This is a genomic window from Cytobacillus purgationiresistens (assembly GCF_030813235.1).
GTDB lineage: Bacteria > Bacillota > Bacilli > Bacillales > Cytobacillaceae > Cytobacillus > Cytobacillus purgationiresistens.
Window position 1 is genome coordinate 1 of sequence record NZ_JAUSUB010000018.1, and the last position, 23566, is coordinate 23566.

Annotated in this window: 25 protein-coding genes and 2 pseudogenes; 14 read left to right on the plus strand and 13 right to left on the minus strand. The window is 37.4% G+C overall.

Features of this window, described 5'->3' with window-relative positions; all coding sequences use genetic code 11:
* Positions 1-511: 511 nt before the first annotated feature.
* The 4 genes from J2S17_RS18185 to J2S17_RS18200 form a co-directional block, all read right to left on the minus strand.
* Positions 512-1036, minus strand: a complete 525-nt coding sequence (locus J2S17_RS18185; RefSeq protein ID WP_307477198.1) for a methyl-accepting chemotaxis protein — start codon at positions 1034-1036, stop codon at positions 512-514.
* A 179-nt stretch (positions 1037-1215) separates the two neighbouring features.
* Positions 1216-1932, minus strand: coding sequence for a sulfite exporter TauE/SafE family protein (locus J2S17_RS18190; RefSeq protein WP_307477199.1), 717 nt, complete (start codon positions 1930-1932; stop codon positions 1216-1218).
* Between the two features lie 67 nt (positions 1933-1999).
* A complete protein-coding gene (locus tag J2S17_RS18195; protein ID WP_307477200.1) occupies positions 2000-3094 on the minus strand; it encodes a polysaccharide deacetylase family protein in 1095 nt (364 codons plus the stop codon).
* A gap of 126 nt (positions 3095-3220) precedes the next feature.
* Positions 3221-3532 carry a magnesium transporter CorA family protein gene (locus tag J2S17_RS18200; RefSeq protein ID WP_307477201.1) on the minus strand — a complete coding sequence of 104 codons (312 nt, stop codon included), beginning with the start codon at positions 3530-3532 and terminating at the stop codon, positions 3221-3223.
* A 442-nt stretch (positions 3533-3974) separates the two neighbouring features.
* Between J2S17_RS18200 and J2S17_RS18205 the strand changes: the two genes are divergently transcribed.
* The 7 genes from J2S17_RS18205 (at position 3975) to J2S17_RS18235 (ending at position 8213) form a co-directional block, all read left to right on the plus strand.
* The gene (locus tag J2S17_RS18205; protein WP_307477202.1) at positions 3975-4448 is read left to right on the plus strand and encodes a hypothetical protein; all 474 of its coding nucleotides are present in this window, start codon (positions 3975-3977) and stop codon (positions 4446-4448) included.
* Positions 4449-4568: 120 nt separating this feature from the next.
* Entirely contained in the window at positions 4569-5357 is a 789-nt protein-coding gene (locus tag J2S17_RS18210) for a TraX family protein (protein ID WP_307477203.1), read from the plus strand.
* Positions 5358-5835: 478 nt separating this feature from the next.
* Entirely contained in the window at positions 5836-6348 is a 513-nt protein-coding gene (locus tag J2S17_RS18215) for a tyrosine-type recombinase/integrase (RefSeq protein ID WP_307477204.1), read from the plus strand.
* A 17-nt stretch (positions 6349-6365) separates the two neighbouring features.
* Positions 6366-6569, plus strand: a complete 204-nt coding sequence (locus J2S17_RS18220) for a hypothetical protein (RefSeq protein ID WP_307477205.1) — start codon at positions 6366-6368, stop codon at positions 6567-6569.
* A gap of 129 nt (positions 6570-6698) precedes the next feature.
* A complete protein-coding gene (locus J2S17_RS18225) occupies positions 6699-7202 on the plus strand; it encodes a DUF6262 family protein (protein WP_307477206.1) in 504 nt (167 codons plus the stop codon).
* Positions 7203-7441: 239 nt separating this feature from the next.
* Positions 7442-7828, plus strand: coding sequence for a DUF3221 domain-containing protein (locus J2S17_RS18230; protein WP_307477207.1), 387 nt, complete (start codon positions 7442-7444; stop codon positions 7826-7828).
* A gap of 178 nt (positions 7829-8006) precedes the next feature.
* On the plus strand, positions 8007-8213 hold the full coding sequence (locus J2S17_RS18235; RefSeq protein WP_307477208.1) for a hypothetical protein: 207 nt from the start codon (positions 8007-8009) through the stop codon (positions 8211-8213).
* Between the two features lie 247 nt (positions 8214-8460).
* On the opposite strand, the gene J2S17_RS18240 is transcribed toward J2S17_RS18235, so the two are convergent.
* Genes J2S17_RS18240 through pxpB form a run of 5 tightly spaced genes read right to left on the minus strand, consistent with a single transcriptional unit; the run spans position 8461 to position 12975 of the window.
* Positions 8461-9252, minus strand: coding sequence for a putative hydro-lyase (locus J2S17_RS18240; protein ID WP_307477209.1), 792 nt, complete (start codon positions 9250-9252; stop codon positions 8461-8463).
* A 16-nt stretch (positions 9253-9268) separates the two neighbouring features.
* Positions 9269-10459, minus strand: a complete 1191-nt coding sequence (locus tag J2S17_RS18245) for an NRAMP family divalent metal transporter (RefSeq protein ID WP_307477210.1) — start codon at positions 10457-10459, stop codon at positions 9269-9271.
* A gap of 21 nt (positions 10460-10480) precedes the next feature.
* Positions 10481-11254: a LamB/YcsF family protein gene (locus J2S17_RS18250; RefSeq protein WP_307477211.1), complete on the minus strand. Its 774-nt coding sequence runs from the start codon at positions 11252-11254 to the stop codon at positions 10481-10483.
* A gap of 12 nt (positions 11255-11266) precedes the next feature.
* The gene (locus tag J2S17_RS18255) at positions 11267-12265 is read right to left on the minus strand and encodes a 5-oxoprolinase subunit C family protein (protein WP_307477212.1); all 999 of its coding nucleotides are present in this window, start codon (positions 12263-12265) and stop codon (positions 11267-11269) included.
* On the minus strand, positions 12262-12975 hold the full coding sequence (gene pxpB, locus J2S17_RS18260) for a 5-oxoprolinase subunit PxpB (RefSeq protein WP_307477213.1): 714 nt from the start codon (positions 12973-12975) through the stop codon (positions 12262-12264). Before pxpB ends, J2S17_RS18255 begins: the two co-directional genes overlap by 4 nt.
* 426 nt (positions 12976-13401) lie before the next feature.
* On the opposite strand from pxpB, the gene J2S17_RS18265 reads away from it, so the two are divergent.
* Positions 13402-14157 (plus strand): sulfotransferase family 2 domain-containing protein, encoded by a 756-nt coding sequence (locus tag J2S17_RS18265; protein ID WP_307477214.1) that lies wholly within the window; start codon positions 13402-13404, stop codon positions 14155-14157.
* 41 nt (positions 14158-14198) lie between these two features.
* Here the strand turns inward: J2S17_RS18265 and J2S17_RS18270 are convergent.
* Positions 14199-14805 (minus strand): annotated as a pseudogene (locus tag J2S17_RS18270) (hypothetical protein).
* A complete protein-coding gene (locus tag J2S17_RS18275; protein WP_307477215.1) occupies positions 14802-15221 on the minus strand; it encodes a hypothetical protein in 420 nt (139 codons plus the stop codon). The pseudogene J2S17_RS18270 and the gene J2S17_RS18275 overlap by 4 nt, the downstream one beginning before the upstream one ends.
* A 27-nt stretch (positions 15222-15248) precedes the next feature.
* On the opposite strand from J2S17_RS18275, the gene J2S17_RS18280 reads away from it, so the two are divergent.
* The 6 genes and pseudogenes from J2S17_RS18280 to J2S17_RS28940 form a co-directional block, all read left to right on the plus strand.
* Positions 15249-15413 (plus strand): hypothetical protein, encoded by a 165-nt coding sequence (locus J2S17_RS18280; protein WP_307477216.1) that lies wholly within the window; start codon positions 15249-15251, stop codon positions 15411-15413.
* A 404-nt stretch (positions 15414-15817) separates the two neighbouring features.
* Positions 15818-16711 carry a LysR family transcriptional regulator gene (locus J2S17_RS18285; protein ID WP_307477217.1) on the plus strand — a complete coding sequence of 298 codons (894 nt, stop codon included), beginning with the start codon at positions 15818-15820 and terminating at the stop codon, positions 16709-16711.
* A 350-nt stretch (positions 16712-17061) separates the two neighbouring features.
* Positions 17062-18006 (plus strand): MFS transporter, encoded by a 945-nt coding sequence (locus J2S17_RS18290; RefSeq protein ID WP_307477291.1) that lies wholly within the window; start codon positions 17062-17064, stop codon positions 18004-18006.
* Positions 18007-18148: 142 nt separating this feature from the next.
* The gene (locus J2S17_RS18295) at positions 18149-20200 is read left to right on the plus strand and encodes an EndoU domain-containing protein (protein WP_307477218.1); all 2052 of its coding nucleotides are present in this window, start codon (positions 18149-18151) and stop codon (positions 20198-20200) included.
* Positions 20201-20218: 18 nt separating this feature from the next.
* Positions 20219-20581 carry a ribonuclease toxin immunity protein CdiI gene (cdiI, locus tag J2S17_RS18300; RefSeq protein WP_307477219.1) on the plus strand — a complete coding sequence of 121 codons (363 nt, stop codon included), beginning with the start codon at positions 20219-20221 and terminating at the stop codon, positions 20579-20581.
* Positions 20582-20693: 112 nt separating this feature from the next.
* Positions 20694-20795: pseudogene (locus J2S17_RS28940) on the plus strand (SDR family oxidoreductase); the annotation flags it as partial.
* Between the two features lie 116 nt (positions 20796-20911).
* On the opposite strand, the gene J2S17_RS18305 reads toward J2S17_RS28940, so the two are convergent.
* Both J2S17_RS18305 and J2S17_RS18310 read right to left on the minus strand, forming a co-directional pair.
* On the minus strand, positions 20912-22264 hold the full coding sequence (locus tag J2S17_RS18305; RefSeq protein ID WP_307477220.1) for a GntP family permease: 1353 nt from the start codon (positions 22262-22264) through the stop codon (positions 20912-20914).
* Positions 22265-22284: 20 nt separating this feature from the next.
* Positions 22285-23424: a glycerate kinase gene (locus J2S17_RS18310; RefSeq protein WP_307477221.1), complete on the minus strand. Its 1140-nt coding sequence runs from the start codon at positions 23422-23424 to the stop codon at positions 22285-22287.
* Positions 23425-23566 lie beyond the last annotated feature (142 nt).

The window sequence follows — 23566 nt, forward strand, 5'->3', positions numbered from 1 at the left end:
GCACTAGTTGATTAAACTAGTTACCCCTATGACCGAGTGACAGGCAAACCGGGCACTAGTTGATTAAACTAGTTACCCCTCTGACCGAGTGACAGGCAAACAGGGCACTAGTTGATTAAACTAGTTACCCCTATGACCGAGTGACAGGCAAACCGGGCACTAGTTGATTAAACTAGTTACCCACCGAGTGACAGGCAAACCGGGCACTAGTTGATTAAACTAGTTACCCCTATGACCGAGTGACAGGCAAACCGGGCACTAGTTGATTAAACTAGTTACCCCTCTGACCGAGTGACAGACAAACAGGGCACTAGTTGATTAAACTAGTTACCCCTCTGACCGAGTGACAGGCAAACCGGTCACTAGTTGATTAATCTATTTACCCTACCAATCCAGTGCCTGAACAGATTCAGATACATTTTCAAGAAAGATCTCTAAAAACAAAAACAGTTGGAGAAAAAATATACTTTTCTCCAACCGTTTTATTCTTGGGATAGCCCCATTTTTACCTTTATTGATCCTGGGTTGTCATTTCCTTTAAAGACCTGCTTAATTTCTTGATTTCAGCAACAGATTTGTTAATGGATGAAATCATATCATGCTCATCCTCTAGTGTCGCCACGATTTCCTCTGTTGAAGCAGCATTTTCTTCAGATATATTAGCAATGTTCTCTATCTGCATTTGAATATGGGAGAACGAGTCTGTTGCCGACTTAATTTCACTCATACCTTTTGACAAATCCGTATTTGTCTCCTGAAATGCATCTTTGATTTCAGTGAAATAGGAAGCTACTTCATTCAAAAGATTTTGTCCTTCAATGACTGCCGCTTCCCCCTCGATGGATTTTTCCCATGCTTCCTTCGATTTATGGAAAAGCGTGTTCGTCACTTCTGAAATGGAAACAGTGATATTTGCACTTTGCTCAGCAAGCTTTCGCACTACATCAGCAACTACCGCAAACCCTTTCCCCTGTTCACCTGCACGTGCTGATTCAAGGGTATTAACGGTGTCGCTTCTGCAAAAGACAAAGAGCATGGCGTTCGTACGCCATTTAATGACTTAGTAGTCACACTTGTGAAAGAAGCTGAGACAAATCACTCCATACCTCAATTTGAGCAAAACATCAAATTCTTTGAGGAATTAGTGAAAACCGAAATTTAATAGGAACTAAAAAGACAGGTGGATAAAACCTCCACCTGTCTCCTTTTCTGTCTTTACCACAAACTCTCCACCAGCAAATACAGCCCTGTAAACAGCAAAATAATATAAGTAAATATCTGAAAGACACGTTGGCTGACCCATTTGAAAAGAATTTGTCCAGCAAAGATTCCTAATATAGCAATCGGTATTGCCGCTCCACTAGAAATCCAAACAGTCTTTGTTGTTCCAGCAAATATCATTTGAATCAGCAAACTGATTACATATATAAACAAATAAAAGGCAAGCGTTGTCCCACGTAGCTTTTTCTTTTCCGTATCCGTACCCGAAAAGTAAAGTAGTAACGGTGGTCCTGGCATGCCAATGCTCGTTGTCAATGCCCCTGACATGCTACCAACACCCAGATCTCTTCCACTTGTTTGGTGAAGCCTAAATTGAAGCATCATGAGAATCGTTAATACTAGCACCATAAGACCAATCGCTATTTTAAGCCATTCTATATCAATAAATAAAAAGATAATCATCCCTATTGGCAGTCCTAACGTACTCCCAAGCACCAGCCTTTTTAATATCCCCTTGTCAATATCCTTGCTGACTCTGCCCATTAATGAAAGCGAAATAAACAGCGATAAAATCAAGTTGATTTGAATGGCCTCAGCCGGTTGGAATAACAATAATAAAAAAGGAGTAGCCAAGATAGAGAACCCAAAGCCTGTACTAGCTTGAAGGACCGAGGCAACAAAGATAATAATAAAAAACAAAAAGATTTCCATATAAAAAACACCTCAACAAAGAAAAAAAAACTACTATTTTAGTTTCTTCTTTTAACCTAATTTCCCTTTAATGATTGACCAAGTATTTAAATCCTGATAAATCTGTACTGTAATTAATCCGAATTCTTTTCATCTCGTATGGAGATTCACTTGTATTGGCAATACCCTGATGGGTCGTTACAGCAAACTCATAATATTTCTGCGTTTCTTCTATTACTCTATTATCATACTTTCCAGCAGGATAGGCAATGGCAATAACCTTCTCACCTGTAATACCTTCAAGCTTAAATTTAATCTCATTTAATTCCTGTTCAAAATCAGTAATCTCTGTCAAGGATGGGTGTGTTTCAGTGTGAGATTGAATGGAAATAATGCCAGAGGCGGCCATTTCCTTTAATTGTTCTGTAGATAAACCTGTTTTTTTATCAATCTTGCTGCCTATCATAAAGATTGTTGCTTTTGCCTGGAAATCTTCATCATCCAGCTTCTGCAATATTAGATAAGCATTCATATTATTTTTATAGCCATCATCAAAAGTAATCAATACTGGCTTTTCAATACCTTCTAAATTTACTAAGTCTGCAAAGGAAATTGGCGTAAAACCCTCTGATTTTAAATATTGCATCTGGCTTTCGAAATTTGCTGGCGTGACGTAAAGCTCCTGCCCGCCTTTACCATTATATTCATCTATCGCATGATACATTAAAATAACTACATCACGCTCTTCAGTCATAGTTACAGAGATATTTCCTACTAACTGCTGCCGATGAGATTCTTGCAAATAATTTTTATGCACATAGCCCTTATCTCCTCCGTAAGAAACCTCCAGCCACTCGCCATCAGCAGAAAGATATGTAAGCTCTTCCCCTTTAGGAATGGTTGTTATGATAGGATTTTCGCCAGAGGGACCTTCCCTCAAGTTCAAAAGTTCGGTTGTATGATAGACAATTAAAGGCTCAGCCCTATCGTCATGCAAAGGGATAGTAAATTCATCTTCAACAGATAATTTCTGTGTCTCTTGGTTCCCGTCCAAGGATACTTGTTTAGTTGCCTCAAATAAATCATTCTCCACTGTCACAGGCTCCCTCACTCCACAACCCCAAGAAAATAATATAGCCAGACTCATCATAGATAACAAAGCAAAATACTTACTACATTTCATTTTGACTACCCTTTCTAAAAGAACATTATATACCATTATTTACTATATAAGGATGATATTACTCTGTAAAGCACTCTCTATTGAAAAACAAAAAAAGATTCCTACTAAAGTAAGAATCCTAGCATATTAACGAATCTGGTTTTTCCGGCTTTTTAACCAGTCTTTTATGAAAACAGCTCCCAGAATAAGTGAAATGAATACCCCTGTCGTTGTCACCAGGACAGCAATCCACTCGAATATTGAGTAGTTGCCCATTTTATTCCAAGGGATTCTACCTTGCCAATCCTCAATGATTAAATTCATACCGAAGAGACCGGATATCGTTGAGAAAATAGTTAGGATTTGTAATAAGTAATTCATGCTTTTATCAGAGATGCTCTGCTGGTTTTGGTAAAGGAAGGAAAGCCTCTCTTTCACCTCCTGGTAGAGTTCTTCCACGCGGAAAATCCCACCTAATATTCTCGAAATTTCTTTACCGGATGTAGTGCTGTTGACCTCTGATATATAATATTTTGTGGAAAATTGTGTGATCGTTTTTGGTAATCGTTAGCGTATAATATCTGCGTTTTGTCGGCTGAACCCCAAAAATAATATACTAAAATTAGCACGTTTTTATTTTTCTACTAAATTCTTCGAAAAAGAAATATTCTGAGGTTGAAAATCAAGTACTTACTGTTTTTGTTTTTGGATGGCAGTAGTACCTCTTGATGCGGGACCGATGTAATAATGTGTCGTATATTTACTAATTAATTATAAGATATTTTAAAATATTTCAAATTTTGTGTTGTATAATTTAAAGAGATTTAGTAAAATTTTACCTGCATGCAACATGGATATATATACCTTTTAATACAAAAAATTAAAAAAGAGGAGATAACAAGTGAATAAAGTAAAAATATCTATCTTATCTATTGTGTTTATGTTTTTTTGGGGCACAATAAATACAAGTGCAGCAGAACAAACTGAAAATATTAATGTTTCCACAGAGCCTCCTATTGTCGAAGATGAAGTATTGAATGGTGAAATAACTCCATTTGGATTAAACAAACCTGGTGCAGGTGCATATATTGATCTTAGATATCAAAAGATGAATGTTTCTGGTTCAGCGCAAGCAAGCACCTTATATACAAATAATCATTTTAAAGGTAAAACTTTAGTTCATATGGATCTTTGGAATCATACCAATCGCACACTAACTGTAAAAATATACAAACGAGGAAGTCTTATAGCACATAAGACTATTACAATAAGTCCAAATAGTGGTGTGTATACTCCCATCTCTGGATTGAATGCAAATGACCTTTATTATGCAGCTTTCTATGCACCGAGTAATTTTAGTGGCTCATTTCAGTAATCAAATAAATTTGTAAGTTCCAATAGAAAAAAATATTAACACCACAAATTTTAGTGGTGTTAATATTTTTGTGAATAGACTTTTTAAAATAGTAAAATATTTTCAAATAGGGTGAATTTAGTGACAACATCTACTCTTAAATTTATAGCACTTTTCGCTATGTTAGTTGATCATATTGGACAATTTATTCCATATACACCTGAATGGTTTGGTTGGATTGGGAGAATCGCTGCTCCTATTTTTATTTATTGTATCACTATAGGTTATATGCATACTTCAAACAGAATAAAGTATTTGTCACGTATGTATTCCTTTAGTGTTTTTATGGCATTCTTAAATCTTTTTATTAACTACTATTTTAATGATACATATAACTATATTACTAATAATTTTTTTACTCCTTTGTTCTTAATTGGTTTTATTATATTTATAATTGATAAAAGAGAAGTAAAATATATCATTTATTTTATTATTTGGCAGATTCTATCAACCTTAGCTTGTTTCTTTTTTGCTGAAGTGATTTCATTACCTAATCTTAACAATACTCAACCAATATATTTATTTTATGGCTCGCTATTTGGAAATGTGTTTTTTTCAGAAGGTGGATTCTTATTTATTATTTTAGGAGTTTTATTTTATTTTATGAAAGATAATAAAGTAAAAGTTGCTATCTCTTATAGTTTTTTTTCTATTATTACTTTTCTAGTATTTCATAAATGGGGAAGCAGCATGAATGCTATACTTTATTACTTGTTCCCTTTTGCAAACTATCAATGGATGATGATAGCTGCTCTTCCTTTTATATTATTTTATAATGGTAAAAAAGGAATTGAGATAAAATATTTTTTCTATGTATTCTATCCAGTACATATCGTCATTTTATATATAATCGGAGTATTAATAAAATAAGGTTTAACATCAATTTATTGATGTCTTTGCTATTAATGGAGTACAGATAGTAAAATGGAAATATTGTATGTTAAGGATATTATAGTGGAGAAATTTGCAATGGTTCAGTTGCATGTACGGAAGTTGATGTTAAATCGGATAATAAAGTTGTTTCTCTAGTCTAAGGGGACTACTGGTTGTAGCCCTTTATGAGAAATCTTACATCCTAATAGCAATCGCTTGCGAATTTAAAAAACCGCTCCTTTAAATGGAACGATTTTTTGGCTTTCTTCAATACTCCATAGGAATGATGTTATAATATAATAATGGACCGTACTTCAAGGGGGGCGGCTCACTCCATTCCATTAGGGAGGGGGGTGAGACGTATGACAATATTTCAAAGCTTGATGCTTTATATAGACTATCATGAAGAGCAGTAGTTAACGTTTTCTACGTTATCTTACTGCTCTTTGTTTTAGGGTTAAATACATAATATATTGTGCCAGAAGACAAAAAAATTTCTGATAGAAGGCATAACCGTGAGGGTAAAATTAAATATATCCCTGATGATATCTGGAATCAAGTATTAGATCATCTTGAATTACTTCCCAAAAAATTTGTTCCTATACTAATAGTATTGGAGGCTTCAGGATTTCGAGTAAGTGATGTTGTATCACTAAAATTGGACTGTTTATTAAAACAACAGGATGGATGGTGGTTAGTTGGAGATCAGAGTAAAGTAAAATATAAATCTCATAAGGTACCAATTTCTGAAGAAGTAGCAAAAACAATCATTGCACAACAAAAACTGACGAAACAATTGTCGAACCAAATTAATAACCCAAATAATTATTTGTTTCCTACTCTATCAGGAGTTCGAGTAGGAAATCCTATTTCTCCTAATACTTTATCAAGGAATTTAAATAAATTGGCTCAAGAATGTGAGATAAGAGATCAAAACGGAGAGATATATTTTTTAAAAAACATGGGTTCCGCCATAGGTATGGAGTGAACTTAATAAATAATGGAATGAAATTAATACATGTTCAAAAGTTAATGGCACATGCAAGTCCAGAAATGACTTTGGTTTATGCCCAAATTCATGATCGTACTTTACGAGAAGAATGGGAGCAAGCAAGAAGTAAAGGGGCTATTAGGCTAGAATTATCAGGAGAGGTAATTTCGGCTGATATTTCCTCTCAGGCAGAAGAAAACGGAATAGAGTTAGAATGAATTAGACATAATTTAGATTCAATTAGACTAGAGCATGGCTTTTGTATTAAAAGCCCCAAATTAAACTGTGATTTCCTAAATCAATCGTTGGATGCTCCTTGTATTAAAAATAACTGTCGGAGCTTTCATGTGGATCAGACATTCCTTTCTTTTTATGAGGAGCAAGTTCATAAAATGGAAGAAGATATAAAGATATACAAACGAGCGAAACGTGAGAGACCTATAGAACTTATTTCAGAGAAATTAAAACGATATAAGCAAATTGTTAACGGATTAAAAAATGGTGAGGGGATTTACGGAATATCTAAAGAAAAGAGAGAAGATTTGCCAAAAAAGGAAGGTTTGAATAAAAACCCTAATATCAAAGGGATTTCAAGACATGCAAAAGAAAAAACTGAAGTGGCTTATCAGAAAGTTGATAAGGCTATAAAGGATTTGATAAATGAGAAAGAAATGATAAATTTCAATCATGTTTCTAATAAATCTGGCGTTTCAAAAAGTTTTCTATATAATCATTCTGAATTAAGAGATAGAATTGAACACCTACGAAAACAACAAATCGGGCTTAAATCAGCCAAACAATTGAAAAAAAAACCACTGACTCATCAAAAGATGTTATTATTGCTTCCTTGAAAAACAAAAATGAAGAATTAAAAAAGGAAAACAAAGAGTTAAAATTTCAGCTTCAAAGATATCTAAATAAAATATATGACGAAATATAAAAAGTACCAAAAGATACAAGATATTGTTCCATTCAATCAGATGTTTGAAAAATCAGTTTAATCGGCTTTATGGGGTACAGACATATGCGTTAACAATCAATATATTCCCCAAAACGAAAATAAAATGAATTTTATTTGGCGGTGTAATCAATGAAAAAAAATAAAATCCCAAAACCAATTTTTAATCTTGGAATTTTACTATTTTTCCTTATTGGAATTTGGATTTTTAGTGAAATTAGTAACAATATTTCTATAAAAGGAAGACAACCAACCGACATTGGCCATGTTGTCTTTTATCAAGGAACCACATATTTTATAAAAGGAGAAAATATCAAGACTTCAGATTTAGAAGGCTTTTCACATGAAGATATCATGTTTTCAAGAAAGTTTGAGGAAGTATCAATAATAAATGATAGTGGAATGAAGTTTCTTGGAAAAGGAATAAAAAATGGTGATAAGGTGGCAATTTGGTATGAAGTAGTATTAGAATCATACCCAGCTGAAATTAAATTAATCCAAATAGAGAAAAGAGATTAATATAAAGAAACTTTTAACGAGTTTAAAAATTGATTCATCACCAAATTTTATTCTTTTAACCTTTTTCTGAAACGCTACCCTCAAAGGCAGCTGCTTAAAAGGATTACTAAAAGAATGAAAGATAATGCAATCAAAAATCAGGAAGCGATAACATCGACTTATGTCTGTACTCAGATTATTGAAAAAGGCATTACTTCTGGAAAAAAAGGATTTTCCAGAAGTCCCATATCCTAAAAGCGATTCAAAAAAGGGAAGAGCCAAACTTGAAGAAAGATATTACAATATGTTATTTGAATTTACCGTAAAGTGGGATTGTTCTTATGCAAAAGCTGCACATAGAATTTTTGTCTATGCTCTTGAAATGGATGGGAGAGAGCTTCAATGACCAGGGTTAAGTTTAGTCGTCATGATTTAATCGGGTTAGAATTAGAAAAAGGGCAATTTTATAAGGGAACTTTCTTCAGGAACCATTCATTCCACCTCCGCGCATTGGACATCTATACCATTTATACCCCTTGAATTGAAAACCAAACGGTTTACAAATTTTTAAAACACAGCCACTCTCCTTATTAAAAAAACTGACTCCCAGTTGATATCTTATAATCAGACTGGGAGTCAGCTCTCTATTTTTATTAAATAATCGCAAATTGCTCGTTTTTCAAATCAGTAATAAACATATGACCTGGCGCATGTGTAATGATAATCTCCGGCTTCACTTGCATCGCCACTGCTTGCGGTGTAACTCCACAAGCCCAAAACACAGGTACCTCACCGTCTTTAATTGTTACCGGGTCTCCAAATTCTGGTTGATGGATATTTTCAATTCCGATTGCACCGGGATTGCCGATATGAACAGGTGCTCCATGAACCGATGGGAAGCGGCTTGTGACTTGCACAGCCCTAATCGCTTCCTTCTCTGTCATGGGTCTCATACTGACCACCATAGGACCTTCAAATGCACCTGCCTTCACACATGGAATATTTGTTTTATACATCGGTACATTACAGTTTTCTTCAATATGTCTGATTGGTACACCATTGGTTAATAGAGCATCCTCAAACGTAAAACTGCAGCCAATTAAAAAACCTACCATATTGTCATCCCATATGTCAGATACATCTGTTCTTTCTTCAACAAATTCACCATGTCTGTAAATTCGGTACTTAGGAATATCCGTTTTTATATTTCCAGTTGGTGCTGCGAGCTCGGGTATACCTGAGCCAGGCTCCATAACATCAATAATCGGACAAGGCTTTGGATTACGTTGGCAGAAGAGTAAAAAATCAAAAGCCAGCTCTTTCGGAATAACAGCAAGATTTGCTTGAATATATCCATTTGAAACGCCTGATGTTGGCTTTACCCATTCGCCTTGACGGATCATATCCCTAGCCTTAGAAGGACTCAGTAATGCAAAAGAAGACAATTCAAGTTCCTCCAATCTATTTAAATAATTGTGGAATACCATTAAATAATGTGTATCCGCCCATTAATGCCATTGCAACCACGATGATAATGCCAAAGATGGTCATCCAAAACGGGTGCTTATAATCACCGACGATTTTCACTTTATGAGCTGCCACTAGCATGACTCCTAAAGCAATTGGCAAAATTAGTCCATTTAATGAACCTACTAATACTAAAATCTTAACTGGTTGTCCAATAGAAATAAATACGATAGTTGATACAGCAATAAAACCCACAATAAACCATTTGGCATTTTTATCTATGAACGAGCTGAATGTGCGAATAAATGAAACGGACGTATAAGCCGCACCAACAACGGATGTAACAGCAGCTGCCCACATGATCACACCAAAGATTTTATAGCCTACATCACCAGCAGCATGTTGGAATACAGATGCCGCAGGATTATCAGGATTAAGTGCCAATCCTTGGGATACGATTCCTAAGGCCGCCAAGAATAAGAAAATCCTCATAATGGAAGCAATTCCGATTGCACTTACGGAACTTTTTGTCACTTGTGGTAGCGCTTCTTTTCCTTTAATTCCAGCATCGAGCAAACGGTGACCGCCAGCAAAAGTGATATATCCTCCTACAGTTCCACCAACCAAGGTGACGATGGCTAAAAGATCAATGGTATCAGGAGCAAAAGTTTTAATAACTGCTTCCCCATAAGGAGGCTGAGCAGTAAACATGACATACACCATTAAGGCGATCATAACAAAACCCATTACTTGTGCGAAACGGTCCATTACCTTACCTGCTTCGCGCACTAAGAATATACATATTGCAACGATTCCACTCAATAAGGCGCCCAGTTCTGGAGATACGCCGAATAATACATTGGTTCCTAGTCCGGCACCAGCAATATTTCCAATATTAAACGCTAACCCCCCCATTACGATGAGAGCTGCCAGAAAATAGCCAAGGCCAGGGAGTACATCATTTGCAATGTCTTGAGCTTTCTTTTCAGAAACGGCGAGAATACGCCAAATATTTGTTTGCGCACCAATATCAATAATAATAGATATTAAAATAACAAAACCAAAACTAGCTAAAAGCTTGTCTGTGAAAACAGTCGTTTGTGTGAGGAATCCTGGTCCAATAGCTGATGTTGCCATCAGGAATGCAGCACCTAAAATAATACTTCTTGTTGATTGTGTTTTCATAAATTACCCCCCTGTTTCAAGTTATTTTTTTAAAAAGTCACCGATTTTAGCCACTTGAATATCTGCTTGCTGCAAAGCTGATAATATATATTTGGCAAATTCCAGCGCATTTTCTCCATCACCGTGAATACAAACCGTATCTGCTTTTATTGCTACATCTACGCCTTGAAGAGACAACACCTTCCCCTCTTTAACCATGCGAATGACTTGATTGACAGCCGTTTCATGATTTTTAATTAGTGCATTTTCTTCTCGTCTCGATGTTAATGTGCCATCCACCTGATAGGTGCGATCAGAAAACACTTCACTTGCTGAACGCAAGCCGATTCTTTCCCCAGCTCCCACTAGTTCTCCTCCAGCCAGACCGAAAAGAATAAGTTCAGGATCCACTTTATATATGGCCTCCGCAATCGCCTCAGAAAGCGGGACATCCTTTGCAGCCATATTAAAGAGTGCTCCATGGGGTTTTACATGCTGGAGTTTTCCACCTTCAGATTTAACAAAAGCAGATAAAGCACCGATTTGATAAACAACCAAATCGTATGCTTCCTGCGGAGATACTTTCATTTCTCTTCTGCCAAAGCCTACTAAGTCCTGCAAACCAGGGTGCACACCGATCGCTACGTCTTTTTCTAATGCCAATTGCACAGTTCTACGCATTGTTGCCGGGTCGCCTGCATGAAATCCACAAGCAATATTTGCACTTGTCACATAATCTAGAATTTCTTCATCTCGTCCCATTTTGTAGGCGCCAAAGCTTTCTCCCATATCACAATTCAAATCAACTATCGCCATTACTTACTCCTCCTATGCAAATTTAAGTTGGATACCTTGTTTCAGTGCCTGCAGCTCTCTCTCCCTTTCAAGAATCAAACGCTGTGCTTCATCATGAGTGATTTCGGTGAAATGAAGTTGATCTCCTGGCTTTGCCTGTGCAAGGAAAGGTAAATCAACCGTTGCCACTTGGGCAATTTTTGGATATCCACCTGTCGTTTGTCTATCCGCCAGCAAAATAATTGAATCTCCACCGGGAGGCACTTGAATCGTTCCAAATGCCACTGCTTCAGAGATCATTTCCTCAGGCTTTTCCAAGGTTAAACTTGGACCCATTAATCGATAGCCCATACGATCCGATTGCGGTGAAACCTCAAAGCCTTCTGTATAAAGTTTTTTGTGGCTCTCTTTTGAAAATAAGTGGTAGTGTCTTCCCTGTAACACCCTTATAGCAGATTTCTTTTGATAAATTGGTATAAAACCTGCATCTACAGTCCAGGCATCTGAGAAAAAATCCGAGGATAAATGACTTTTATAGGCTTGCACCATTTTTGATGATAATTCACTAGGTTGCCCTAAATGAATAACATCACCTTTTTTGAAAGCTCGTCCTTTATATCCGCCGATCTCAGCACGTAAATACGTTGATTTACTTTCCATAACTGACTGAATTGAAAATCCCCCGGCAACTGCAAGATACGCACGGCAGCCAGCTTGGCACTTACCAAAAGCCAGTTCACTGCCCTTTTTTACGAAGATTGGTCTCCAGAGACCAATAGGCTTGCCATTTATAGCTGGAGAAAGATCCCCGCCGCATATAGCGATTAATGTATCTTGGTGAAATTGAATGGTTGGCCCTATTAATGTCATTTCAATTGTCGATTCATTTTCCTCATTGCCGACGAGCAGATTAGCAACTCGGTGAGCAATTGGATCCATCACTCCGCTTGCTATCACTCCATACTTTTGGTACCCGTACCTGCCTAAATCTTGAATACTCGTAAGAAGGCCGGGTTTAATGATCGTAATCATTGGTTCTCATTCTCCCATTCCTGATATTCTTCAAGACTAATTGGTGTAAATTGAACTTGATCTCCAGCCTGTAACAAACTCGGCACAGCATCATCTGGCCGAAAAAGTTCTAGCGGAGTACGTCCAATGAGCTGCCATCCTCCTGGCGTTTCTATTGGATAAACGCCTGTTTGAATACCCGCTATTCCAACGGATCTAGCTGGAATCTTCAAACGAGGGGTAGCTCTTCGAGGTGCTGCAATTTTTTCTGACATTCCTCCGATAAATGGAAAACCAGGTGCAAACCCTATCATGAAAACAGAATAAACGCCGGTAGCATGAATATGGATAACCTCTTCGGTTGTTAGTCCATTTAGCTTTGCAACGTTTTCTATATCTGGTCCAAATTCTCCGCCATAACAAACAGGAATTTTCACCACTCGAGGTTCGGATGTTTTGCCTCCAGTTATTGACGATAGCAAGCTAGTTATTAATTCGGAAGCATATTCAAATGGTAAATACCGATGATTGCAAAGCCTTGATATGGCTGCAGGCTGATAAAAAATGGTTACCGTCGTAAATGCTGGTATATATTCAATCATCCATGGTGGGGCTTGCTCGTCCAAATAAGCTGTCACTAAATGAATTTTTTTCTGTATATTAGTTGAGATTTCTGTTCCAAATTCAATGATGACAGCTTGGTCACCTAACGGAAGCAGTTTATATTCCATTCATATCCCTCCATTAACAATCTTATTTAAAACTATTCCAAGATAATTAAATACATCATTTTCCAATAATGTTATATTTTATTACATTTATGTTTTTTATTAGATATAACAAAAGGAAACAACCATAATCTTCCGTAATTTCTGATTTTTATATTGCTATTATTATATAGTTATTGTGTTGGTTATACAATGGCAAGTATTCTAAATTTTTTATAAATATACCAATCATTTTCGACTTGCCTTAAAATGACTGCCTATCCATGCACTCATTTTATTGTTTTCCTATATAGAGTACAGACTGCAAAGAATAATCTAAAAAGATTTAAAATTGATAAACCCCTGTACCTTTCATTTCATGGATTTCATCATATTCTAGTATAAATGCAAAACCAGAAAAATGGAGTAAATCAAAAATGAGGTGAAGAATTGGATAATAATATGAGAGATATCATTTTAAAATCCTTCCAAAATGGATTACCATTATATGATCCAGATTTTCCATTAGTGATTTATTGGAGTCCAAAAGCTGGTTGTACATCCATCATCAAATGGTTCTATCATCAAACAGACCAACTTTCTGAAGCATTAGCGTATAATCAATGGGTTCATGCTTATCGATCTATTCAACAGAATAAAGAGTATTTTGAAAATGTATATACAGATTTATTAGAGGGTAAGAAAAATACTTATAAACTTGTAAGAAACCCCTATAAAAGGGCGGTCAGTTCTTTTTATGCTGTCCTTTATGGGCCTACAGTTAGAGATCATGCATTTCCAAACCACACTGAAGGATTTTCGTTTAAAGAGTTTCTATATTTAATTAAGGAGAAAGGCGTAAAACCGGGAGAAATCGATATCCATATATCACAACAATTTCTTGATGGTGAGGAACATATCGTAAAAGACTATATTAAAGTAGAAGATTTTCAATCAAGTATTAAAATGCTGGAACAGGAATATCAATTGCCTCCCTCTCCAATCATGGATATCACCCATTCACCCCACCACCTATCAAAGTTTATGACTTTGGATGGAACAAATGCAGATTTAACAATACCTTTTGATTCCCCTGATTGTATACCGTCGTATGAAAGTCTATATAACGAGGAGACAATGAGCCTTGTACGGACACTATATAAGAAGGATTTCGAGATTTATGGATATGATGAACAAGAATTATAAAAAAAAGGCACTTTAAAACATTTAAGTGCCTTTTCTTAATCTTATATTTCCCCTTCTGCGAGCCAAGGTAAAAACCCATCTAAAAAACGTTCAGTCGCCGGCATAAAATAGGAGCCGAAAGGATAGTCAGGGTCCAATGTGGTTATCAGCCAAGTACCTTTAGTACTCACTTGATCAAGATACATGACTGCCCCGCCATCTTCCGTTGCAATAAGCTTTTGTGCGCCTTCTACCGGCCAAAAAACACCATGTTGATGCCATGTTGCATCCTCTAAAGTAATGTAGTTAAACAAGTCATATTTTGGAGACGCCAAAACTAAGCCGCTTTTGGCACCTTTCTTCCTTCCACCACCAGAAATTCGTTTCCCGTTCTTCCCACTTTTGGTTAGGCAGCCACACCCATGGCTACGGTCCAAAAGCCACAACCACACCTCCACAATTGGCAAAATCAGCAATTTTTTGTTTTGCCCCAAGTAGTAATTGTTCATTTAATTGAGAAGGAACAATTAGCACATCATACGGATCAAGAGACGTTTCCAGCAGATCAGGGAAATAAATGAGCTCATGTAGATACCTACGATATTTCGGTTCATTAATCGTACGGTAATGTGAACTATTACCACTATAAATCACGGCTATTTTTCTCATTTTCCCCCTCCTGAACTTTTCATAAAGCTAGATTCTTCATAAACCCACTTCAATAGCTGAACACTGATTCGATCTGTTGACTTGCCTTGCATCCGATTGGCAAAGAGATCCCTTCCAGCATGAACTAGAATGGTTCCTTTTGTAGAGACGCGATCAATATAAGTTACTGGCATATCATCAGGTAATGTAATCAATACTTCCGCACCAGCTGGAATCGGTGAATGTGTCCCTCTCGCAAAGAATCCCGCCACTCCTTTATTAAAAGTTAGATCATCAGGGTCTACTCCTGCAAAAATAGGGTGTGGCTTTACAAGTGAAATCTCATAATCTGTGTAATGATTGATCTCACATGGTGAAAAAAGGGAGCAGCCTGGTAACGAGGACTTACTTGTATCATCAATCACTATGCCAATCATGCCTTTTATTTCGGAGAAAAGGTGCTTATGGTAGCCAAAGACCAACCAGTCATCACTGGTTCGGTTTCTGATATCATGACAGAGGAAAATATGTTAAATTATTTCAATATCGAAGTGAAAAAGCTTGTCCAAGAGGTCAACAATACTACTTTTGAGACAATTGTGCCCACTTACTTTGGTTCCAAAATGTAAAAAGGCTGAGCCTCAATTGTGTCTAACAATTGGGGTTCAACTCGTTCTTCATTTTTTATATACTGATGGTTTAAACTAAATAAAAACGAAGACTGCCTTGAATGTTTCACATGAAACTTTTTTCCATATTTAAAAGAAGCATAACCTTCATTAGCGAAACGAGATTGATTGGATCGGTAAGGTTTTTCGTTTTGTTTATTCGCCGCCCATAATCTTTTTCTGCATTGATTCTTTTAAACCGGCATCTTTATACCCTTGAATAATGCGCGTATCAACTACACAAGAAACAATCGCTACCACTCTGATACCCTATTGCGCCATGAAGCATGATCACTCTTTTTACTTTGGAATGACTTCACATATACTAAAGCTAGGTACATTAAAATGAAAGTTAGGAGAATCCTATGACCTTTGAACAGCTCCGTCATTTTATAGAAGTGGCAAAAACAAAATCGCTGACAACAGCTGCCAATAATCTTTATGTTTCATTATCAGCCCTAAGCCAATCCATCAGCGGACTTGAATCAGAATTAGATATTGTTCTCTTTAAACGGTTGCGCTCAGGAGCTAAATTGACGACTGAAGGGGAATTACTCATCAAGAAGGCAGAAGAAATCATGACGAATGTGGATGAATTCAAAGAAATGGCCATGTCTTACACGGATATACTGCAAGGTCATATTCGCATCGCAACCATACCAGGTCCAGCGACCGCATTACTTTCAGCTGTATTTGCTTTTAAAAAAGAGAATCCCAACGTGATTGTTGAATTGCAAGAACTCGGTCCTAAAGAAATCACCCATCGATTATTAAATGAGGAAGTCGATGTAGGTAAGCTTGTCTCAGGATCCTCATTTGATGTAAATGAGGATCGTTTCCACTTTGAACCCCTTCTTAATGGGAAGCTGGTGATTGGTGTGCAGAGTGGCTCCTTACTCGCTCAAAAAGGATTAATTACGACTGAAGATCTAAAAAGGCATGAAATTGTGCTTTATCAAGATGATTACTTAAATGAAACAATGAATCGGCTGCTTGATGAAAGATCACGAAAGGAACTAATCTTTCAGACCAATCACACGAGTGCCATTACCCACTTAGTTTCAACTGGTGAAGCCATCACCATCGGGTTGGATTATTCCTTCCTCGGAATACCAGGGATTACTATGGTTCAATTACAGGAACTGGAGAATGAACTTGTTCATTATGGATGGGTTCATTTAAAGAAAAAACATATGAGTAAGATTACGAAGGCCTTCATAAGACGGCTTAACCATGAAATAAGTAAGGTAAAGCCGTAAAAACTCAAATGCGTAACCTCCACTATTTAAGGAATACTAATACTCAATGATTTATTCCTTTTAAGGAGGATCCTTATGAAGCCAGCAATACAGAGCATCTGGAAAAACCGTACATTTATTTTACTTTTTATTGCTGGAATCTTTGCTGTTGTATGTTTTTAACGACGACCACTTGGTATGTCATAACTGATTTAGGCTCTCCCTCGTCATTGGGGATTGTTTTAATGACCGCGACCATCCCAAGGCTTTTAATGATGATTTTCGGAGGAATGGTCGCGGATAAATATTAAAAAACGACCATTATGTTTGTGACCAACCTGACACAGGGTTTACTGCTTGTCGTCCTCTCGATGCTCGTCATGAATGAACAGATGACCCTTGCGATTCTATTAGCAATTTCGGCTATGTTCGGTTTATTAGATGCTTTCTTCGGACCAGCCAGTACATCAATGATTCCCAAAATTGTCGCGAAACGCCAGCTCCAAGAAGCCAACGCCGTTTTTCAAGGCGCTGACCAAGTCTCCTTCATTATCGGTCCTGTTTTGGCAGGCCTTGCCATGGAGACAAATGGGGTTTCGTTAAGTTATATCATTGCTACATGTCTTGTTATTATGTCTGCATTTGTCATCTTTCCACCCTTTTTAAAAGAAGCACCTGTTGAAAATAATAAGCACCAAAGTCCGATAAAAGATTTTAAAGAGGGATTATCTTACGTCAGAAAATCATCCTTCCTCATCATGAGCATTCTGATTCTCATCACATTGAATTTCTTTATCTTCGGTTCCCTCCAAATCGCCATCCCATTACTTGTCGATATTCATGGGGGCACGCCCCTTCATTTAAGCTATATGGAAGTAAGCTTAGGGACTGGCATGTTAATAGGCACGTTCATCCTAAGCAAATATACGATTAAGTCTAAAGGGAAGGTTGCATTATTCGGTTTGATCTATTGTTTGATTGTATTTATCATCTTCAGCCGACTAACTCATTTATCTCTTTTAATTACTCTTGTCTTCTTTATTGGTTTATGTATGCCCTTTGTGTTTATTCCCATATTTACTGCTGTTCAAGAAACTACAGAGAATCGTTTAATGGGCAGAGTCATGAGCATCATCTTCTTAGCAATGAATGGATTTGACCCTATTTCTTATGCGATTGTTTCAGGACTTGTCAGCTTTGATGTTTCCATTCATACGATTCTTCTGAGCTTTGGTTTGACTGGTTTATTGATCGCCTTATTCATTCTATATAAAGCTAAATCCTTTCAAAAGGCAGGAAGTCAGATGGGAGAATGACCATTTGAAAAGGGTTTCGAAAAATATTTAGAATATTAGACCTATTCATTTTTCATTGAAGTTAGTATATAGTATGAAACCGAAAGCATTGTTATTTAAAGTCTTGTGAGGAAGATACAATAACTGCTTCGGAGTGATGAAGATGGTATTAAAAATGAGGATATCCCTAAGAAATTTTTTTGAATCTATTGCTCAATTCGGCAAAAATTTAATTCAAAAATATCCATTCACAAAAAAGCTGATCACCATTTTTTCATGGATTTCAATCATTGTTCTCGTTCTCAGTATCATTTTTATGGAAGATGCTCGAAAAATGTTTGTTCAGTTTTTCTGGTCTTTCTATGTTCTGATTCAATTCTGGTTCCTCTGTCGGAGTAAAACATTTACTTGGAAAAAATACACTTATTTCTTTTTAGCAGGCGCTTGGCTAATTGTTCCGCTTAATACATTTGTTGTTTACACCATGACCTCGATTTTGGGCGGTTCTACAAGTGATGGATGGAGCATGGCCTTTCTCACCCCCATTTCAGAGGAGGTGCTGAAGCTGGTTCCACTCATCTTCTATTTATTTTTATCCCGGCGCGCCTCAACATTGAGCTTAACAGACTATGCACTGATTGGAGCCGCTATAGGTGCTGGGTTTCAATTCTTAGAGGAAACCGCCCGTCGAATGATCACTGGTGGGTTATTTGATTATGGCGTCACTTTATTTGGCGGAAAGGTCCTCCATTGGGACCTATTCACCCTTTTCCCTGGTTACTTTGAAGAAAGTTTTCTACCTGATAAAATGACTGCTGGCCATCCACTTTTAACCGCTATTATTACTCTGGGTATTGGTCTAGCCTTCCGCTTCAAACATAAATTCACCTACTCTACCTTCTTCTTTCCGCTCTTTTTATTAACTTGGGCCATATTTGATCATGCCATCTGGAATGCTAACTTTCGCGCGCCAGACTGGTTAACTTTTTTCCACGACCTTTTTGGAAGCGGCTATGCAGCCAAGCCATTATTTTTACTTATGCTATGTGGCGCTTTATTCATTGACTATCGAGATATAAATACCGTTCGCTCTCAACTTCCTCTTTTAAAACACGAAAGGATGATTCAGCCTTTTTCAGAAATATGGCAGCTTTGCAGATCTTTCTTATTAGACAAACAACGTTATATATCTTTGTTACTCTTTTATCGTGAGCGCCGTGAAGTAGGTCTTACCATCGTTCATGGAAATCATGAAGCTAAAGAGTTGCTTTCAGGACTAAACTCAAACATGCTGAAATCTTTTACTGCATTCGTTACCTTATTATTGATTGGATTCACCACCTGGCTTCTTTCGGACATCAGCCTGAATGGTAATAACCCTACTACCTGTTTTGCTTGTTTGTTTGAGAGTTTACAGCATTGGTGGAGTGGGCTATCCACCTCTCAAAAAGGGATGATCATTCTCAGTGCATTTGCTCTTACCTTCCCTCTCTTAGGGCTCTGGGGAGCTATTGGTGCCGTGTCCACCGGGATTGGTTTAGCTGAAAGCGGGAATCAGATTGCAGACATCATTAGAAATCCAAAGAAATTACTTACACCTGAAACAGCTCTAGCAGCCGGGTTAGGGTTTCTCTTAAGCCGGATTCCTTTCGGTAAACTGGGATCCAAAAAGATAAAAAACTGGCTGGATTCTCTTTTTGGCAAAAGGGACCGCACCCCCTCACCACAACGACCTGACAATAACAAACCAAAGCCGCCGAAGAATAATGTTTCATTTAAGCCAGGATATAAAGAGCATTTAGTGAAAGTAGTGGATATCGTCAGGAAAAAAGGAAAAGGCATCGTTGGCGGCCATAATCTCGAGCACTTTGAAAAAGCCTTTAAAGATAAAGGCTGGGACCTAGATGAATGTATTATTTCTAGGAAAAAGCACCCTACCATTGATGGGGTCTATGAAATAGAATATGGATTTCCTAAGCTTGATATGGAAGGAAAGATTATTCCTGGGGAGCTAAAAAATGTCTCTCATCCCAAAACAGTATATGATCCGAAAGTAATTTCTGATGAACAAATCATTCAATGGGGTGAGGAAGCAATGAAGAATGGAACCATCAATGGCAGAGAAATTGTTGGAACATCTTCCAATGGGCTAGAGTTTAGAGGCTTTATTAATGAGCATGGTGAAATATCAAACTTCTTCCCAACATTAGATTAAATAAAGGAGTGAATTTTCATGGAGGATAATAAGCGGCAGTTAATCAATACATTTTATCAGCATATGGGCACAGGAAAGTTTATCAGAATACTGCAGAGCTATGCAGACGGTAAAGGCTATGGGACAGAGTACGCTCGCTTTGTCTTCGCTGACTTTTATGAAAAATGGGAAGACGATTATTTTGGGGAAGAAGGCATTGCGTATTACATTGATTCCCCCTTAGTAAAAGAAGACGAGGAAATCATCCTTGATTACCCAACCTTTTTCCAATATTTGAGGGATGATTGTGAAACCTATTTAAAAGCGAATCCACAGGATGAAACAGAAGTAAGAACAGTACTAGAAACTATAAAGCAACGATTTAATATTATTGAGCCTTGATGGACTTTCCATTAGGGTCTTTTTTTCTCTTAACTGATTTCTTAGCCTTTATATTTATTAGCTTCATCAAGAAATGTGGTCTTGACTTAAGGCTGACTTTAGATTCGCAGAAACAGATGAAATTGCAAAAATGATTGTATTTTTAGCATCAGATGACAGCTTTTATATTACTGGACATCAGCTTCTTGTTGTTGGCGGTAGAGGTGCTTTTTAAAAAAGCCTCTAAGACTTTTATCTCAAAGGCATTCTATTTACATGAACAGGTATAAACATGCGCTTATTTATACAAAGAACACCCTATAGACAAAATGTCTATAGGGTACCTTTTTATCAGACTAAAATGACCCAAAGAATCATAGTCACAATAATTGTCGTTAAACCTTGCATTAATGTAGCCATTGTTTGCGCTTTATAGGCATCTGTTACTTTCATGCCTGTAAATTGAGTAACCACCCAGAAATAGCTGTCATTTACATGAGAAACTGTCATTGCTCCTGCTCCAATTGCCATAACAACTAATGCTAATGGAACCGCACCTTCAATACCTACTACCGGAAGCATTGGCGCAATTAATGATGATGTAAGAACAAGAGATGTGGTTGAAGAACCTTGTGCCGTTTTTAATGCAGCTGCGATTAAAAACGGTACAAGCAGGAAGAATGCACCTGTAAAGATACCAGCAATATCCCAGCCTTGGATGATCTCTTCAACACCAGAGTTTTTAATAACCGTTCCGAAAGATCCACCTACACCAGTGATTAACAGAATGGGCGCTGCATCAAGTAACCCTTTCCCAAACCAGCCAGTTAATGTTTCCTCATCATATTTAGGCAATAGCGGCAATGCTGCTACTACACCCAATAATAATGCGATAACTGGTTTTCCTATAAATATAAGGAATTGGGCAAATCCACCGTCGTAACCTAGAACAGAAATGACAGAACCTAATCCAATTAAGATAATTGGGAATAGAATAGGAAAGAATGCTTGAAACGTTGATGGCATTTTCCCAAATGAAGCAACAACTTTATCGTAGTCAAACTCCTCGCCATCCTCATTTTTTTCTTCAGGAACCTCAATTTTTACCGCTACTTTAACAGCCCATAGGTAACCAACAATTGTTGCCGGAATTGCAACAATCAAACCAATTAGAATGACGGTACCCAGATAAGCATCTGCACCGATATTCCCTGCAGCTGCAATTGGACCCGGAGTAGGTGGTACAAGTGTATGCGTAGCATATAATCCAGTAGCCAACGCAACTGACATGGATGCCAGCGCAACTTTAGCCCGCTTTGCCAACGCTTGTCTTAAACTATTTAATATGATAAATCCTGAATCACAGAATACTGGAATAGAAACAATAAAACCGATAATACTCATTGCAAGCTGTGGTCTTTTCGGTCCAACCACACGAAGAACAACCTCTGCCATACGATAAGCAGCGCCTGCCTTTTCAAGAATAACCCCAATGATTGTACCAAATACAATGACTAGACCAATATTGGTCATAATATTGCCGAATCCTGTATTGATACTTTCAACAATCAAATCGAATGACATGCCTGAGGCAAATCCAACAAACAAAGTACCTAATAAGAGCGACATAAATGGATGAAGTTTAAATTTCGTCGTTGCAATAACGATTAATAATACACCAAGTGCAATAATTAAGAATAACATCTTGAATTCCTCCTAACCTTCTATTTTTTATAAATGGCATTAAATGTGCGCATTACTTGTTCTGCCGCTGACTCTAACAGTTCATGTGACTCATTCATTGCATCCTGGAGACTCATCGGCCCTTTCATAAGACTATGAACACTTGTAATTCCATGTTGGTACAATTCTTCAATTCCCTTACCAATTGAGCCTGCAAGGACGAATACCGGGATTCCTTGTTTTTTCGCTGCTTCTGCTACACCCATTGGCGTTTTCCCAGAAGCTGTTTGGAAATCACATTGTCCTTCACCTGTAAACACACAGCTTGCACCTTGAATTTTCTCTTCAAAATTTGTATATCTAATGACTATATCGATTCCGCGTTCCATTTGGGCAGGGAAAAAGGCTTGGAATGCTCCACCTATGCCACCTGCAGCACCAGCACCCGGCTCATCATGCAGTCGAGTACCGGTTGTCTTTTCGATGACATCCGCCCAGCTAGTTAAATTGTGATCAAGCAGCTCTACCATCTCTGGTGTTGCTCCTTTTTGTGGACCGAATACAAATGATGCCCCATTAGGTCCAATAAATGGGTTCTGTACGTCTGAAGCAATAAGAAATTCACTCTTTTCAATGCGAGAATCAAACTGTCCATTATCTATAGTCGCAATCCTTTCAAGCTCTGCCCCTCCAACACCAACTGGGACCCCGCTTTCATCTAAAAGACGCATACCCAACGCTTGGAGCATTCCAGCTCCACCGTCATTGGTAGCGCTTCCACCAATAGCTAAAATGAACTTTCGATAGCCATCGTCCATTGCTTTTTTCAATAATTCTCCTGTACCAAATGTTGTTGTTATTAATGGATTTCGTTTTTCGGGTTCAACCAATATTAGTCCTGAAGCACTAGCCATTTCGATGACACATGTTTCTTTATCGCCTAAAATACCGTATTCGGCTTTTACATCTTCCTGTAATGGACCTGTTACGACTACTTCTACCTTATGTCCGCCTGTAGCTGCCACTAAGCTGTCCATCGTTCCTTCTCCGCCATCCGCTACTGGAACTAAAACCGTTTCGGCCTTTGGAAACGCTTTCTTGATGCCTTTTTCCATCACACTTGATGCCTCAACAGCAGATAAGCTGCCTTTAAAAGAATCTGGCGCAATCACTACTTTCATTGTTTCCCCACCTAACGTATATCGTGTTATCTTTATTATAAAGATGTGATTGTATGAAAGTCATCGTATTGAATAACCAAAAAAATCTGATCTATTGCACTACTTTTTTATCTATTATAAACAGAATATGATATTATCTATC